The sequence below is a fragment of the Kytococcus aerolatus genome (assembly GCF_900187395.1).
In the GTDB taxonomy this organism is placed as follows: domain Bacteria; phylum Actinomycetota; class Actinomycetes; order Actinomycetales; family Dermatophilaceae; genus Kytococcus; species Kytococcus aerolatus.
In genome coordinates, this window is record NZ_FYEZ01000001.1 from 843,929 (window position 1) to 858,451 (window position 14,523).

Annotated in this window: 13 protein-coding genes and 3 tRNA genes; 4 read left to right on the plus strand and 12 right to left on the minus strand. The window is 73.1% G+C overall.

Annotation, left to right across the window (positions count from 1 at the left end):
- Positions 1 to 95: 95 nt before the first annotated feature.
- From rpmG to CFT82_RS04000, 6 genes are all read right to left on the minus strand, one after another.
- Positions 96 to 266, minus strand: a complete 171-nt coding sequence (gene rpmG, locus CFT82_RS03975; protein ID WP_088817739.1) for a 50S ribosomal protein L33 — start codon at positions 264 to 266, stop codon at positions 96 to 98.
- A gap of 81 nt (positions 267 to 347) precedes the next feature.
- Positions 348 to 421, minus strand: a tRNA-Met gene (locus CFT82_RS03980).
- Between the two features lie 38 nt (positions 422 to 459).
- A tRNA-Thr gene (locus CFT82_RS03985) sits at positions 460 to 532 on the minus strand.
- A 240-nt stretch (positions 533 to 772) separates the two neighbouring features.
- Complete coding sequence (locus CFT82_RS03990) at positions 773 to 1,741, minus strand: MaoC family dehydratase (RefSeq protein WP_159461847.1); 969 nt, start codon at positions 1,739 to 1,741, stop codon at positions 773 to 775.
- 2 nt (positions 1,742 to 1,743) lie between these two features.
- The gene (locus tag CFT82_RS03995) at positions 1,744 to 3,336 is read right to left on the minus strand and encodes a 3-oxoacyl-ACP reductase (RefSeq protein ID WP_088817741.1); all 1,593 of its coding nucleotides are present in this window, start codon (positions 3,334 to 3,336) and stop codon (positions 1,744 to 1,746) included.
- Positions 3,336 to 4,646, minus strand: coding sequence for an acetyl-CoA C-acetyltransferase (locus CFT82_RS04000; RefSeq protein ID WP_088817742.1), 1,311 nt, complete (start codon positions 4,644 to 4,646; stop codon positions 3,336 to 3,338). Before CFT82_RS04000 ends, CFT82_RS03995 begins: the two co-directional genes overlap by 1 nt.
- A 119-nt stretch (positions 4,647 to 4,765) precedes the next feature.
- Here CFT82_RS04000 and CFT82_RS04005 point away from each other — a divergent pair, with 119 nt between their 5' ends.
- Together CFT82_RS04005 and CFT82_RS04010 are read left to right on the plus strand one after the other, a co-directional pair.
- Complete coding sequence (locus CFT82_RS04005) at positions 4,766 to 5,536, plus strand: TetR/AcrR family transcriptional regulator (protein WP_159461848.1); 771 nt, start codon at positions 4,766 to 4,768, stop codon at positions 5,534 to 5,536.
- Positions 5,533 to 7,533, plus strand: a complete 2,001-nt coding sequence (locus tag CFT82_RS04010; RefSeq protein ID WP_088817744.1) for an acyl-CoA dehydrogenase family protein — start codon at positions 5,533 to 5,535, stop codon at positions 7,531 to 7,533. Before CFT82_RS04005 ends, CFT82_RS04010 begins: the two co-directional genes overlap by 4 nt.
- A gap of 63 nt (positions 7,534 to 7,596) precedes the next feature.
- Here the strand turns inward: CFT82_RS04010 and CFT82_RS04015 are convergent, their stop codons facing one another.
- From CFT82_RS04015 to CFT82_RS04025, 3 genes are all read right to left on the minus strand, one after another.
- Positions 7,597 to 8,217 (minus strand): rhodanese-like domain-containing protein, encoded by a 621-nt coding sequence (locus tag CFT82_RS04015; RefSeq protein ID WP_159461849.1) that lies wholly within the window; start codon positions 8,215 to 8,217, stop codon positions 7,597 to 7,599.
- Between the two features lie 84 nt (positions 8,218 to 8,301).
- Positions 8,302 to 9,114 carry a sulfite exporter TauE/SafE family protein gene (locus CFT82_RS04020; RefSeq protein WP_088817746.1) on the minus strand — a complete coding sequence of 271 codons (813 nt, stop codon included), beginning with the start codon at positions 9,112 to 9,114 and terminating at the stop codon, positions 8,302 to 8,304.
- Positions 9,111 to 10,481 carry an MBL fold metallo-hydrolase gene (locus CFT82_RS04025; RefSeq protein WP_088817747.1) on the minus strand — a complete coding sequence of 457 codons (1,371 nt, stop codon included), beginning with the start codon at positions 10,479 to 10,481 and terminating at the stop codon, positions 9,111 to 9,113. Before CFT82_RS04025 ends, CFT82_RS04020 begins: the two co-directional genes overlap by 4 nt.
- A gap of 145 nt (positions 10,482 to 10,626) precedes the next feature.
- Here CFT82_RS04025 and CFT82_RS04030 point away from each other — a divergent pair, with 145 nt between their 5' ends.
- Positions 10,627 to 10,932: a metal-sensitive transcriptional regulator gene (locus CFT82_RS04030; RefSeq protein ID WP_088817748.1), complete on the plus strand. Its 306-nt coding sequence runs from the start codon at positions 10,627 to 10,629 to the stop codon at positions 10,930 to 10,932.
- A gap of 119 nt (positions 10,933 to 11,051) precedes the next feature.
- On the opposite strand, the gene rocD is transcribed toward CFT82_RS04030, so the two are convergent.
- From rocD to CFT82_RS04045, 3 genes are all read right to left on the minus strand, one after another.
- Positions 11,052 to 12,305, minus strand: coding sequence for an ornithine--oxo-acid transaminase (gene rocD / locus CFT82_RS04035; protein WP_088817749.1), 1,254 nt, complete (start codon positions 12,303 to 12,305; stop codon positions 11,052 to 11,054).
- A gap of 42 nt (positions 12,306 to 12,347) precedes the next feature.
- The gene (locus tag CFT82_RS04040; protein WP_088817750.1) at positions 12,348 to 13,724 is read right to left on the minus strand and encodes an MFS transporter; all 1,377 of its coding nucleotides are present in this window, start codon (positions 13,722 to 13,724) and stop codon (positions 12,348 to 12,350) included.
- A gap of 95 nt (positions 13,725 to 13,819) precedes the next feature.
- Positions 13,820 to 13,902 (minus strand) — tRNA-Tyr (locus CFT82_RS04045).
- Between the two features lie 108 nt (positions 13,903 to 14,010).
- Between CFT82_RS04045 and CFT82_RS04050 the strand changes: the two genes are divergently transcribed.
- Positions 14,011 to 14,514: a YajQ family cyclic di-GMP-binding protein gene (locus CFT82_RS04050; protein WP_088817751.1), complete on the plus strand. Its 504-nt coding sequence runs from the start codon at positions 14,011 to 14,013 to the stop codon at positions 14,512 to 14,514.
- Positions 14,515 to 14,523: the final 9 nt, after the last annotated feature.

A 14,523-nucleotide genomic window follows, 5' to 3' on the forward strand; every position in this document is an offset into this window, starting at 1 on the left:
TGACCGCGACCGCGGGAGGGATCGCACGTGACATGCGTGAGGGCCGCTCCCCCGGGCGGGGAAGCGGCCCTCACGTGATGGTTCTGGTGCGAACCTCAGCGGGTCTCGCGGTGCGCGGTGTGCGCGTTGCAACGGGCGCAGAACTTCTTCATCTCGAGACGGTCGGGGGTGTTCCGACGGTTCTTCTTCGTGATGTAGTTGCGCTCCTTGCAGTCCGTGCACGCCAGAGTGATCTTCGGGCGGACGTCAGCGCTCTTGCTGGCCATGGGGCAACCTGCTCTCGGACGATGGTTCGTGGTGTGCCTCGGTGGACACGGCTTTCGGCTCTCACCAGAACCGTCTGCCAGTAGCGGGGAGGGGGCTCGATCCCCTGACCTCACGATTATGAGTCGTGCGCTCTAACCAGCTGAGCTACCCCGCCTCGGCGGGTTGACCGATCAGCTGACCGGCCACCACCAGAGCCCCCAAGCGGAATCGAACCGCTGACCTTCTCCTTACCATGGAGACGCTCTGCCGACTGAGCTATAGGGGCGTGCGGCCTGAACCGCTCGGAGAATGCTACACACTCTCCGCTCGAAGTGCCAATCGGCGCCGTGGCAACGATCTGCACCCCACCTGCAGGCCGCGGGGATCCTGATGGCACGGATCCCTGCGCCCTGCGGGCCGGGGAAAAAGTACACGATTCCCCGGCCCGCAGGAAGTCGGGCCGCCCAGCCCCTGGCGAGAGGGACCGGGCGGCCCGGCCGGGCCGAGCCGGGACGGCCCGGCGGTCTCAGCCGCCCAGTGGCCGGACGACACCCGTCATGTGGACGCGCGAGGCGTCCTTCCCGGTGACCGCCAGGTCCACGCCCTGACCGCGCTCCCCGACCGCCTGCGAGCGCAGCACAGCCGTCGAGGGCAGCAGCAGCGGCTTGGCGAACTGCACGGCGATGCGGTGACGCTCCGGCACCATCGGGCCGACCGCGGCCACGGCGCGCGCAGCCGTGTACATCCCGTGCGCGATGGCGCGGGGGAAGCCGAAGGCCTTCGCCGACAGCGCCGAGAGGTGGATGGGGTTGGCGTCGCCGGACACCCCGGCGTAGCGCCGCCCCGTGCCAGCCCCCAGGCGCCAGACGGCCCGCTCGGGCAGCGCCGCCGCATCGATGCCGGTGGCGGCCGCGAGCAGGTCGACGGGGGCCACGTCGGGCACCTCGTCGGCGAGCCGGGCCCCGCGGGCGAGGTAGTCGCTCCAGCCCTCCCAGACGACCTGGCCGTCGAGCTCCGCCCGCGCACCGAGCGTCACGAGCGCGCCCTTCGGGTGGCGAGTCAGGCCCTCGGACCAGACCGAGAGCGTCGGGCGGTCCTGCGGACCCACCGGCGCGTGCACGGTCCAGCGGTTGGCGATGTGGACCAGGCCGAGCAGCCGGAGCGGGAAGGACTCCCCCGTACGACCGGTCATGAGCGCCATCTGCAGGCCGAAGGTGCGGACGTGCAGCCAGGTGGCCGGCACCGGGCCGCCCAGGCCGTAGCCGCAGACCCGCGAGTACGCCGCGAGCTCGTCGAGCGACCAGCCCGCGTCGGCCACCTCGAGGCGACCGGACGGCAGCGATGCGGGGCTGAGCGCGCCCTTGGAGCCACGAGGTACGGCGGCACGGGGGAAGAGCCGCGCCGGGACCGGGACCTGCGCGAGGCGGGTCACCGGGCGGTCGACGGGAGCCGGGGTGGCCGTCGCCGGAGCCGGGTTCGGGGTCGAGGCAGGCATGCTCATGCCCCCAGCTGGCTCTGGCCGCACACGCGCAGCACCTGGCCGGTCACGCCGTCGTTGCCCGGGCGGGCGAGGAAGGCGATGGTCTCGGCGACGTCGACGGGCAGGCCGCCCTGCGCCATCGAGTTGATGCGGCGGCCCACCTCGCGGGTGACCGCCGGGATCTTGCCGGTCATCTCCGTCTCGATGAAGCCCGGCGCCACCGCGTTGACCGTGATGCCGCGCTCGGCGAGGCGCGGGGCCATCGAGCGCACGAGGCCCATGACACCGGCCTTGGAGGCCGCGTAGTTGGACTGCCCGCGGTTGCCGCCGATGCCGGAGGTGGAGGCCACGCCGACGATGCGGCTGCCCTCCCCCAGGCCACCCTCGGCGCCCGAGAGGAGCACCTCGTTGATCCGCAGCTGTACGGCGAGGTTCACCTCGAGCACCGAGGCCCAGCGGGCGGCATCGGTGTTGACGAGGAGCTTGTCCCGGGTGATGCCGGCGTTGTGCACGATCGCGTGCAGGCGGGCCGGACCGGTGCCTCGCGAGGCGCGGGCGACGGCCTCGGCGATGCGCTGCCCCGCCTCGGGACGGGTGATGTCGAGCTGCAGCGCGAGGCCGCCGATCTCGTTGGCGACCGCGGCGAGGGCGTCGCCGGCCTGCGGGACGTCGACGCCGACGACCGTGGCCCCATCGCGGGAGAGGACGCGGGCGATGTCGGCCCCGATGCCGCGGGCGGCGCCGGTGACGACGACGACGCGCCCCACGAAGGGGGTGGCGTCCTCGGCAACGGGTAGGAGCTCCGGGGTCGCGGGGCGAGCAGCGCCCGCCGCACGCCGGACGCGGAGCGGCTGGCCGGAGACGTAGGCCGAGCGGGCCGACAGCAGGAAGGTCAGCGGCTCGACGAGCTCGGCGGGGAGGACCGCGCCCGCCGAACCACCGGACGCGGCCGCATCCTGCATCGCACCGACGAGGTCACGGTCGACCCAGAGGAGGTTCGCCGTGGCACCGCCGCGGAGCTCCTTTCCGATCGAGCGCATGATGCCCTCGAGGGCCTGGGCGGTGGCCACCTGCTCGCTCGACGCGCCGGCGGCGACGAGCGCCTCGGGGGTGGCACCGAGGACGATGACCCGGCCGGATCGGCCGAGGCGCTTGAGCGTGGCGCGGGCGGCGCGACGGAGGACGTCGAGGTCCGCGAGGCGCTCGGCGCCGGTCATGTCGACCACGAGGGCGGCCGGGCGCACGCCATCGGTCAGCGGGAGCTCTGCGGGAGCCGCGGGCTCACCGTCGGCACCCGGGGTGCCGTCCACGCCCTCGAGCTGCGGGCGGACGACCTCGACGCCGCGGGGCGCCAGGAAGCCCCCGAGGGCGTCGAGCAGCGGGGCGCTGCCGGCGCCGGCGAGGACCGCCGGGCCCTCGAGGAGCGGCTGGCCGGGCACGTATCGGCGCAGCGGCACGGGGCGCGGGAGGCCGAGCGAGCCGGACACCTTCTTGCCCAGCTCGCTGTTCACGAAGCGCAGGTAGGCGTCCTGCGAGCGGTGCAGGCGCGCGGTGCTCGTCTGCGGCGCAGCGGGCTGCCGCAGGGCGGGGTTCTGGTTGGTGCTGGTCATCACACGGCCTCCAGGATGGCGACGATGCCCTGCCCACCGGCAGCGCAGATGGAGATGAGCCCCCGGCCGCTGCCCTTCTCGTGCAGCAGCTTGGCGAGGGTGCCCACGATGCGACCGCCGGTGGCGGCGAACGGGTGCCCCGCGGCCAGCGAGGAGCCCTTGACGTTGAGGCGGGAACGGTCGATGGGGCCGAGCGGCGCGTCGAGGCCGAGGCGGGTGCGGCAGAACTCGGCGTCCTCCCAGGCCGCGAGGGTGACCTCGACGGTGGAGGCGAAGGCCTCGTGGATCTCGTAGAAGTCGAAGTCCTGCAGGCTCAGGCCCTGGCGCTCCAGCATCCGCGGCACGGCGAAGACCGGGGCGGTGAGCAGGCCGTCGGGCCCGTTCACGTAGTCCACCGCGGCCACCTCGGCGTCGACGAAGCGCGCGAGCGGGGTGAGGCGGTGCTCGGCGGCCCACTCCGGGGAGGAGAGCAGCACGGCCGCGGCGCCGTCGGAGAGCGGCGTGGAGTTGCCCGCGGTGAGGGTGCCGGGCTGGCCGGCGAAGCCGTCCTTGCCGAACACGACCTTGAGCTCGGCGAGGCGCTCCGGGGTGCTGTCGGGGCGCAGGAACTGGTCGCGGCTCAGGCCGAGGAAGGGCGTGACGAGGTCGTCGAAGAAGCCGGAGTCGTAGGCGGCGGCGAGCTTCTGGTGGCTCGCTGCGGCCAGCGCGTCCTGCGCCTCGCGGGAGATCCCCCACTCGGCGGCGGTGCGGGCCATGTGCTCGCCCATGGAGAGGCCGGTGCGCGGCTCCGCGTTCTGCGGGGTCTCGGGGGCGAGGTCACCGGGGCGGATCGCGGCGAGCGCCTTGAGGCGCGCCATCGGCGTCTTCGCGTGCTGGGCGTCGAGGAGGGCGCGGCGCAGGCCGTCACCCAGGGCGATGGGTGCGTCCGAGGCGGTGTCGACGCCGGCTGCGATGCCCGCATCGATCTGGCCGAGGCGGATCTTGTTCGCCACCTGCACCACGGTCTCGAGGCCGGTCGCGCAGGCCTGCTGGAGGTCGTAGGCGGGGGTGCGCGGGTCGAGCGCGGAGCCGAGCACGGCCTCGCGGGTGAGGTTGAAGTCGCGGGAGTGCTTGAGCACGGCACCGGCGGCCACCTCCCCGAGGCGCTCGCCGGCCAGCCCGTGGCGGGCCACGAGGCCGTCGAGGGTGGCGGTGAGCATGTCGCTGTTGCTGGCCTGGGCGTAGCACCCGCCGGCCTTCGCGAAGGGGATGCGGTTGGCGCCCACCACGAGGGCGTCACGGGGTCCGGGGGCCGGGCTGGGGGTGTTCATGGGGTGCTCCTGTGTTCGGTGGGCGGTCGGCCCAGACGGGTGGTCGGCACCGACCTCTTCCTCCAGACTAACAAGTACACCACGCACCGGATACCCCCCGAATGCACTACTCTGTGGCCATGATCACCCCCGACCCGGTTCCGCCCGCAAGCCCCTCCGCTACACGGACGCCGGGCCGCCCCGCCCACCGCATCGACGGCCGCACCACCCGCTGGGACGCCCACCGCGTCCGCCGCCGCGCCGAGCTCACCCAGGCAGCGCTCCGCGCCATCCGCCGCCACGGACCCGGCATCGGGATGGAGGAGATCGCCGCCGAGGCCGGGACCTCCCGGACGGTCCTCTACCGGCACCTCGGGGACCGCGCCGGCGCCTGGCGTGCCGTTATCGAGTCGGTCGACGCCCTTGTCTGGGGCGACATGGCCGCCGCGAGCGAGGCCGCTGCCACTCACCCCGACCCCCCCACCGTCATCGCGGCGATCACGAACTCCTACCTGACCCTCGTGGAGCGGGACCCCGCGATCTACCGCTTCGTCGTCACCCGCCCGCTCAACGACACCGACGGCGACGACCCCGTGGCGGGCATGTCTTCGCGGATGGGGCAGCGCCTCACCCCGGTCATGGCCAGCCTCCTGCGCTCCTCCGGCGCCGCGTCCGCGGCCAGTCCCGAGACCGCCCGCACCCTCGCCCACGGGCTGGTCGGGATGGTCCGGTTCGTCTGCGAGGACTGGGTGGGCCGCGAGCCGCGCCCCCCGCGCGAGGAGCTCGTCGCCGAGGTGGCCGAGCTGTTCGGAGCCCGCTTCGACGCACTGTGCACCGCCGCGGACGGCAGCGCACCCAGCCCAGCCACGCCGCTGGACCCCACCCCCACCATCGCAAGGAGCACCCGATGACCACGTCCGCCTCTCCCGAGATCCGCGCCGCGCTCCAGCAGCTGCTCGACGGCCGCTGGGCCGACCTGCGCGCCGAGCTGCGCGCCGGTCTGGACCCGGAGACCACCCTCCTCCCCTACGAGGGAACCCTCGAGGAGCAGCGCTCCCGCACCACCACCGCCCTCGCCGGGCTCGCCGGGCTGGGCCTCGCCTCGCGCGACTTCCCGCCCGCGGCCGGTGGCACCAACGACATCGGCGGCTCGTGCACGGCCTTCGAGACCATCTCCGCGCTCGACCTCTCGCTCGCGGTGAAGATGGGCGTGCAGTTCGGCCTCTTCGGCGGCGCGATCGCCAACCTGGGCACCCAGGAGCACCACCGCACCCTGCTGCCGGCTGTCGGCGCGGGCGAGCTGCTCGGCTGCTTCGCGATGACGGAGCTCGGCCACGGCTCGGACGTCCAGTCCCTCGAGACCACCGCCACCTACGACCGCGCGACCGGTGAGTTCGTCATCCACTCCCCGACCCGCTCGGCGACGAAGACCTACATCGGCAATGCCGCGCGCGACGGGCGGATGGCCGTCGTCTTCGCCCAGCTGATCACCCCCGACGACGACTCGCTGCCCGAGGGCATCACCGACGCGGACCCGACCCGCCGCGGCATCCACGCGCTCCTCGTGCCGATCCGCGACGAGGCCGGCCAGCCGCTGCCCGGCGTCACGCTCGGCGACAACGGCCACAAGGGCGGGCTCCTCGGCGTCGACAACGGCACGCTCGCCTTCGACGAGGTCCGCGTGCCGCGCTCCGCACTGCTGGACCGCTACGGCCAGGTCGACGCGGAGGGGCGATACAGCTCGCCCGTCGACTCCCCCGGCCGCCGCTTCTTCACGATGCTGGGCACGCTGGTCCGCGGGCGCGTCTCCGTCGGCGGTGGCGCGAGCGCCGCGGCCCGGTCCTCGCTCACCATCGCCACCCGGTACGCCGACCAGCGCTCGCAGTTCGCAGGCCCCGACGGCGAGGTGACCCTGCTCGACTACCGCGCGCACCAGCGCAAGCTGCTCCCCGCCATCGCGACGAGCTACGCCTTCGCGTTCGCGCAGAACGAGCTCGTGGAGACCCTCCACGAGGTGCAGCAGGCCGACCCGCTGGAGCGCGACGAGCGCAACCAGCGCGAGCTGGAGTCGCGCGCCGCCGGCCTCAAGGCCGTGCAGACCGAGGAGGCCAACCGGGTCCTCCAGGTCACGCGCGAGGCCTGTGGAGGCGCCGGCTTCATGGCAGGATCCGGCATCACCCGCCGGCGCATGGACGCGGACGTGTTCGCCACCTTCGAGGGCGACAACACTGTCCTGCTGCAGCTGGTGGCCAAGGGCCTGCTCACGAGCTACTCCAAGGCCATCGGCTCGCTGAACATGACCGGGATGCTGCGCTACGGCGCCACGCAGTTCCGCGGCGTGGTCATCGAACGGACCGCGGCGAAGGGCTTCGTGAACCGGCTCGTCGAGGTGGCGCGCCGCCGCGACATCGAGGACGTCACCCTCGACCGCGCCTGGCAGGCCGAGTGCTTCGACTTCCGCGAGGTGCACCTCCTGGAGACCGCCGCCCAGCGGATGCGCAAGGCGCAGCGCGGCACCGAGGCCGAGCAGTTCGCCGCCTTCAACGACGTGCAGGACCACCTGCTCGCCGCGGCCCGCGCCCACATCGACCGGGTGGTCTTCGAGGCCTTCGTCGCTGGGGTGGAGCGCGCCCGCGAGGAGCACGGCCCGGAGCTGGCCGGCCTGCTCGACCAGGTCTGCGACCTCCACTCGCTGTCGGTCATCGAGGGCAACGCCGCCTGGTTCCTCGAGCACGAGCACCTGCGCCCGGCGAAGTCCAAGGCCGTGACCGCCAGCATCAACGCGCTGTGCGCCCAGCTGCGCCCGCACGCGGTGACGCTGGTGGACGCCTTCGGGATCCCGGACGCCTGGCTCGCCAGCTCGCTGCTGGACGGCCAGGACGACGCCGGGATCCCGGACCGGGGCTGAGCCCCGATCCGTGACCGGGCGGGCACCCGCGGTGCCCGCCCCTGGTCAGCGCCCGCTTCCCTCTCAGCGACCAGCGTGGCGCTCGCGGACGGCGCAGAGGTCGTCCTCGAGCGAGCTGCCACGGTTCCACGGCATGAGTGCGAGCGCACCCGCCATCGGGCAGGCCCCGGTGGCGCCGGAGACGGCCAGGCCGGTGCCGACGCCCGCGGCCATCCACTTGGCGGCGGGCACCTTCGCGGAGAGGGCGATGGCGCCGAGCACCAGCGTGCCGGCCACGAAGCGCACCTGGCGCTGCATGTCCCACACACCCGTGCCGTCGCCCTCGGCGGAGTCGCCACCGGCCTGCTCCCAGGCCGTCATGCCGCCGGTGAGCACGCGCAGCGGGGTGGCGGCGCCCAGGTGCGGGGCCAGCTCCTCGGCGGCGGTGGAGGCTCGCTTGCCCGAGCGGCAGACGACGACGACCTCGCCGCACGGGGCGAGCTCGGACGCGACCTTCGCCGGGCCCTCCTGGACGCGGTGCAGGGGCAGGAGCACCGAGCCCGGGATGTGCCCGGCCTCGAACTCGCCGTCCGTCCGCACGTCGAGCAGGAGCGGGGCGCGGTCGCCGTCGGCCAGCGAACGGCGGAGCTCCGCGGGGCTGATGGTGCCGGTCTGGGTGGTCTGGGTGGTGGTGTCCGCGGACATGGTTCTCCTCCTGGAGGGGTGGATGGGGGCGCCCGGTGGGCGGCGCGCCATGGGGTGGGGGGTGTTCAGGACGGCGCCCTGGGCTCAGGCGAGCGCGAGCTCGCCGAGGGTGACCACGGCGACCGCCACGAGCAGGACCGCGAAGGCGGCCTGCAGGCGGTGGGCGGGCACGGCCTGCCCGATGCGGCCGCCGAGGAAGCTGGCTGCCATCGCCGTGAGGGCGAACGGGAGGACGATCTGCCAGTCGAGGTCCAGGCCGCCGGAGAGGGCCCGGACGGCCAGCGCCGAGAGGGCGCTGATGAGGATGACCAGCAGCGAGGTGCCCACCGCCCGCTGCATCGGCAGGCCGAGGGCCAGGGTGAGGGCCGGCACGACAGCGAACCCGCCCCCGACCCCGAAGAAGCCGGTGAGGAGGCCGACGGCGGTGGCCAGGGCGAGCACCAGGGGGAGCTGGTCAAGGTGGACCCGCAGCGGCCGGAAGGACACCAGCGGGGTGCGCGAGGTGACGGCGTCCCCCGGCTCCCCGCGCCGACCGCCGGCTCGCGCGCGCCGCCACATGACGAGCGCCACGACCAGGAGCAGCCCGGCGAAGGAGGTCATGAGGACGACCTCCGGGACCCGGTGCGAGGCCAACGACCCGACGGCAGACCCGACGACGCCGAGCAGTCCGAAGACCGACCCCTCGCCCCAGGCCACCCGCCCGGCCCGCCCGTGCTGGGTGATGCCCGAGAGGCTCGTCATCCCGACGATGACCAGGGAGGCGGCCGTGGCGGCAGCGGGGGACTGGCCGAGCAGGTAGACCAGCGCGGGGATGGCGATGATCGCGCCGCCGCCCCCGAGCGAGCCCATGAGGAGCCCGACGAGGACGCCGACGACGAGGGGGACGAGCAGGGTCACGCGGTGATCTCCAACCCGCCGTCGGCCGCGTTGTCGAAGCTGTCGTCGATCGCCACGACCCGGTACCCGGCCCGGGCCAGCAGGGACGCTGCGACCGATGCCCGGAAGCCGCCGGCGCAGTGGACCCAGAGCTCACGGTCCGTGGGCAGCCCCTCGACCGGGGAGTCGATGCCGAGCCCGCCCATGTCGATGAGCGAGTGCTGCACGGCCCCCTCGAGGTGGCCCTCCTCCCACTCGTCCTCGCGGCGGACGTCGACGACGGTGAGCTCCTTGTGGTGGCGGGCGTCGCGGAGCTGGGCGAAGGTCGCCTGCGGGAAGCTGGCCGGCTCCCCGTCGGTCCAATCGGTCGGGCCACCGGTGGCGTGCCCCGCGAGACTGTCCTCGATGCCGATGCGGGAGAGCTCACGCACAGCCTCGTCGACCTGCTCGCCGGTCTCGCCGAGCAGGAGCAGCGGGGTGCCCCAGGGGATGAGCCACCCGAGGTAGGTGGCGAACTGCCCCTGGAGGTCGATGCCGATGGTGCCCTCCACGTGGCTCTCCGCGAAGGCGCGCTGGCTCCGGAGGTCGACCACCCAGTGCCCGGCGGCCAGCGCCTCGGCGATGACCCCCTTGTCCGCGCGCTCCGGGCGCTCCAGCCGGGAGGCGGAGGGGCCGGCCGAGTTCGCCGGGCCCATGTGGCGGTAGTAGGCCGGGTAGGCGGCCAGGCCGTCGTAGAGCTCGGCGAGCCAGTCCTCCCGGTTCTTGGTCATGACCGGGTTCTGGCGCTTCTCGGCACCGATGGTCGAGCTGTCCCCCGTGGTCTGCGTGGCGGAGCAGAAGCTGCCGAAGCCGTGGGTCGGCATGATCCGCGTCTCCTCGGGCAGCTCGTCGGCCAGGCGGTGGGCGGAGTCGTACTGGTGGTTCGCCAGCGCCTCGGTGTGGTCGGGGCCGAGCAGGTCGGGGCGACCGGTGGAGCCGAAGAGCAGGGAGCCGCCGGTGAAGACAGCAGGGTCCGAGCCGTCGGCCGGGGTCACCGCGTAGGACAGGTGGGTGAAGGTGTGCCCGGGGGTGGCCAGGGCACGGACCGTCATCGTGCCGACGGTGAACTCCTCCCCGTCCCGGACGCCGTGGCGCTCGAAGGAGACCTCGTCCTCGGCGTTCACGCGGTAGGTCGCGCCGACCTGCTGGGCCAGCGCGTACCCGCCGGTCACGTAGTCGTTGTGGATGTGGGTCTCGGCGACGTCCGTGATGCGCACGCCGGCCCGCCCGGCCACGGCGAGGACGCGGTCGATGTCGCGCTGCGGGTCGATGACCAGGGCCACCTCGCCGTCGTGGACGAGGTAGGAGCGGTCACCCAGGGAGGGTGTCTCGATGATCTCGATCTGCATGGTCAGTCATTCTGTGCGAGGGCCTCAACTCCTCCACACTAAACCCCCGGGGGTATCCAGCGCAAATAGGGGTGGGGGTATACGATGGGAGGCCTGCGGGATCACCTGAGAGCCCCGCCCCTGCCCCCCAGCGTTCGGAGAACCCGTGCACCTGCCCCACGAGGAGACCGCCTCCACCCTCAACCGCCTCCGCCGCGCCCGCGGCCAGCTGGACGCCGTCATCCGCATGCTCGAGGAGGAGAGCGACTGCCGGGACGTCATGACCCAGCTCGCCGCCGCCTCGAAGGCCCTGGACCGCGCCGGCTTCAGCCTCGTGGCCACCGGGATGCGCCACTGCCTGCTGGACGAGCCCACCGAGGACGAGTCCACGACGGGCACCGAGCAGGACAGCGAGGGACGCCCCCGCCTCACCGTGGAGCAGATGGAGAAGCTCTTCCTCTCGCTCACCTGAGCCCGGGCGCGGCCCTCCCGCGGCCGAGCATGCCGGAGGGGCGGAACCACCGTGGTGGTTCCGCCCCTCCGGCATGCTCATCGCCCGTCAGTTCCGCGCGGGCGAGCTCTGCGGGCCCCTCAGGCGTCGACGCCGAGGACCGCGCGCAGGGCGCGCAGGATCTCCTCGATGTCCGCCTCGGTCGCCGTCAGCGGCGGGGCCAGACGGATGGTGGAGCCGTGGGTGTCCTTGGCCAGGACGCCCTCGGCCATGAGCTTCTCGCAGGCCTCCCGGCCGGTCATGAGGCTGGTGTCGATGTCCAGACCGGCCCACAGGCCACGGACGCGGACGGCCACCAGGCCCTCGCCGACGAGGGCCTCGAGCCCCTCGGCCAGCTGCTTGCCTCGCTCTTGGGCCGCGTTCTGGAACTCGCCGGAGGCGAGCATCTTCACGACCTCGTGGGCGACGGCGTTGGCCAGCGGGTTACCGCCGAAGGTGGAGCCGTGGGTGCCCTTGGTGAAGACCTTCATGACGTCCTCGTCGGCCAGCACCGCCGAGACCGGCACGATGCCGCCGCCGAGCGCCTTGCCGAGGGTGTACACGTCGGCGTCCACGCCCTCGTAGTGGCAGGCCAGCGTGGTGCCGGTGCGGCCCAGGCCGGACTGGATCTCGTCGGCCATCATGAGGATGTTCTGCTCGCGGGTGATCTCGCGGACCTCGGCGAGGAAGCCCTCCGGCGGGATCACGACGCCGCCCTCACCCTGGATCGGCTCCAGGAGGACGGCCACGGTGTTCTCGGTGATGGCGTCGCGGATCGCCTGGGCGTTGCCGTACTCGACGATCGTGAAGCCGGCGGTGTACGGGCCGTAGCCGGCGCGGGCCTCCTCGTCGGTGGAGAAGGAGACGATCGTGGAGGTGCGGCCGTGGAAGTTGCCCTCCATGACGATGATCTCCTGCTTGCCATTCTCGACGCCCTTGACCTCGGCGCCCCACTTGCGGGCCAGCTTGATGGCGGTCTCGACGGCCTCGGCACCGGTGTTCATCGGCAGCATCATGTCCTTGCCGATGAGGGTGGTGAGGTCACGGGCGTAGGGGCCGAGCTGGTCCGAGTAGAAGGCACGGGAGGTGAGCGTCATGGACGCCAGCTGCTCCTGGGCGACCTGGATGAGGCGCTCGTTGCCGTGGCCGAAGTTCAGGGCCGAGTAGCCGGCGAGGGCGTCCACGTAGGTCTTGCCGGCCACGTCGGTGACGGTGGCGTTCTCACCCTGGGCCAGGACGACCGGCAGGGGGCCGTAGTTGTGGGCCGCGTGCTTGTCCTCCAGGTCGATGTACCACTGGGGGTCGGTGGACGTCTCGTCGGAGGGGAGGGTCACGGGATTCACGGTCTGCGTCATTCCCCCACGGTAAGACAACGGGCCGGGGTCCGGCACGCCACCTCAGGCATCCAGCGCCTCCCCCGCGCGGTCGGGCAGCAGCGCGGTGGCCGCGGCGGCGAGCACGAAGGCCGCGGCGTAGACCGCGAACAGCCCGACCGCTCCGACGCGCGGGAGCAGCACCGGGACGAGCAGCGGGGCGATAATGCTCGCGATCCGCCCGAAGCCGGCGGCCGAGCCCGCGCCGGCCCCACGCAGCCGGGTCGGGTAGATCTCCGGGGTCACCGCGTAGAGGGCACCCCAGGCACCGAGGTTGAAGAAGGACAGGGCAGCGCCGGCCGTGAGCAGCACCGGCAGCGAGTCCGCCATCCCGAAGACCGCGGCCGAGGCGGCCGAGCCGACGAGGAAGGTGGCCAGGGTGGCGCGCCGCCCCCACCACTCGATGAGCACGGCGGCCACCAGGTAGCCCGGCAGCTGGGCGAGGGTCATGAGGAGCACGTAGCCGAAGGACTTCACCTCTCCGAAGCCGCGGTCCACCATGAGCGTGGGCAGCCAGATGAAGGCGCCGTAGTACGAGAAGTTCACGAGGAACCAGATGGCCCAGATGCCGGTGGTGCGGCGGGCCAGACCCGTCGACCAGACCCCCTCGGGCGCTGCCCCCGGCTCGGTGACCAGCACCGGGTCCGCCGCCCCAGCACCGGCCGCGGCGGACGGGAGCCCCTCCGCCGGGACCCCACCGGGAGCCCGCCCGGAGGCCTTCTCGAAGCGCCGGACGACGCTCTCCGCCTCCGCGTGCCGCCCGCGGGAGGCGAGCCACAGCGGCGACTCCGGCAGCCCGAAGCGCACCACCGCCGCGTAGACGGCCGGCACCGCCCCGAGCGCCAGCGCCCAGCGCCACCCGAGCTCGGGGACGACGAAGTAGCCGACGCACGCGGCGAGGATCCACCCGACCGCCCAGAAGGACTCCAGCGCCACGACCATGCGGCCACGGATCCGGGTCGGCGACAGCTCGGAGACGAGGGTGGAGGCCACGGGCAGCTCGGCCCCCAGCCCCAGGCCCACCAGGAAGCGGAAGGCCAGCAGCGCCCCGAGCGACCACGAGAGCGCGCTGGCGCCCGTCGCCAGGCCGTAGACGAGCAGGGTGAGGGCGAAGACGTTGCGGCGACCGAGCCGGTCGGCCAGCAGGCCGCCGAAGGTGGCGCCGATCGCCATGCCCAGGAACCCGATCGAGGCCACCCAGGAGAGCTCCCCCTTGGTGAGGCCCCAGTCGGCGGCGAGGGCGGCCATGACGAAGGAGATGAGCCCGACGTCCATCGCGTCCAGGGCCCAGCCGAGGCCGGACCCGGTCACCAGCTTGCGGTGCTGGCGGTTGAACGACAGGCCGCCGAGGCGGTCGGCGAGGGACGGCTGGGACTCCGACGGGCTGGCGACGGTGGCCATAGCGCTCCTTTGCGCACGTCACGGGGGCACCCCACCGGTCTCCCCCACGGGTATGGGTCGGCCCCCGGGAGCCGTGCTCCCGGGGGCCGATGCGGTGGCAGGTGCAGGATTCGAACCTGCGTAGGCTTTCGCCGACGGATTTACAGTCCGCTTCCATTGGCCGCTCGGACAACCTGCCAAACTGCGGGCTGGATACTACGCGGCCTACCCTTGATCGGACAAACCGGCCGCCTCCGGGCCCCACGCCGGGCGGAATCCGGACCACCTCGAGACACCAGGAGCACACATGGCCAGCGAGTCCTCGTTCGACGTCGTGAGCAAGGTCGACCGCCAGGAGGTCGCCAACGCGGTGAACCAGGCCGCCAAGGAGATCAACACCCGCTTCGACTTCCGCAACGTCGGCGCGTCGGTGGAGCTCAACGGCGACTCCCTCACCCTGAAGGCCAGCTCCGAGGAGCGCTGCCTGGCCGTCCTCGACGTGCTGCAGACCAAGCTCGTGAAGCGGGGCGTCTCGCTGAAGTCGGTGGACTTCGGCGAGGAGGCCACCCCGAAGGCCTCCGGCAAGGAGTACCGCCTGGACGGCGTGCTCAAGGAGGGCCTGAGCCAGGAGACCGCCAAGAAGATCGCCAAGCAGATCCGCGACGAGTTCGGCAAGTCCGTCAAGCCGGTCATCCAGGGTGACGAGCTGCGGGTGAGCTCCAAGAGCCGCGACGACCTGCAGGCCGTGCAGCGGGCGCTGAAGGCCAACGAGGACATCGACGCGGCGCTGCAGTTCACCAACTACCGCTGAGGCACCGAG

Excerpts from the sequence above, each read along its gene's own strand:
- rpmG (WP_088817739.1), bottom strand. The coding sequence starts at position 266 with ATGGCCAGCAAGAGCGCTGACGTCCGCCCGAAGATCACTCTGGCGTGC.
- CFT82_RS03990 (WP_159461847.1), bottom strand. The coding sequence starts at position 1,741 with ATGCCTGCCTCGACCCCGAACCCGGCTCCGGCGACGGCCACCCCGGCT.
- CFT82_RS03995 (WP_088817741.1), bottom strand. The coding sequence starts at position 3,336 with ATGACCAGCACCAACCAGAACCCCGCCCTGCGGCAGCCCGCTGCGCCG.
- CFT82_RS04000 (WP_088817742.1), bottom strand. The coding sequence starts at position 4,646 with ATGAACACCCCCAGCCCGGCCCCCGGACCCCGTGACGCCCTCGTGGTG.
- CFT82_RS04005 (WP_159461848.1), top strand. The coding sequence starts at position 4,766 with ATGATCACCCCCGACCCGGTTCCGCCCGCAAGCCCCTCCGCTACACGG.
- CFT82_RS04010 (WP_088817744.1), top strand. The coding sequence starts at position 5,533 with ATGACCACGTCCGCCTCTCCCGAGATCCGCGCCGCGCTCCAGCAGCTG.
- CFT82_RS04015 (WP_159461849.1), bottom strand. The coding sequence starts at position 8,217 with ATGTCCGCGGACACCACCACCCAGACCACCCAGACCGGCACCATCAGC.
- CFT82_RS04025 (WP_088817747.1), bottom strand. The coding sequence starts at position 10,481 with ATGCAGATCGAGATCATCGAGACACCCTCCCTGGGTGACCGCTCCTAC.
- rocD (WP_088817749.1), bottom strand. The coding sequence starts at position 12,305 with ATGACGCAGACCGTGAATCCCGTGACCCTCCCCTCCGACGAGACGTCC.
- CFT82_RS04040 (WP_088817750.1), bottom strand. The coding sequence starts at position 13,724 with ATGGCCACCGTCGCCAGCCCGTCGGAGTCCCAGCCGTCCCTCGCCGAC.
- CFT82_RS04050 (WP_088817751.1), top strand. The coding sequence starts at position 14,011 with ATGGCCAGCGAGTCCTCGTTCGACGTCGTGAGCAAGGTCGACCGCCAG.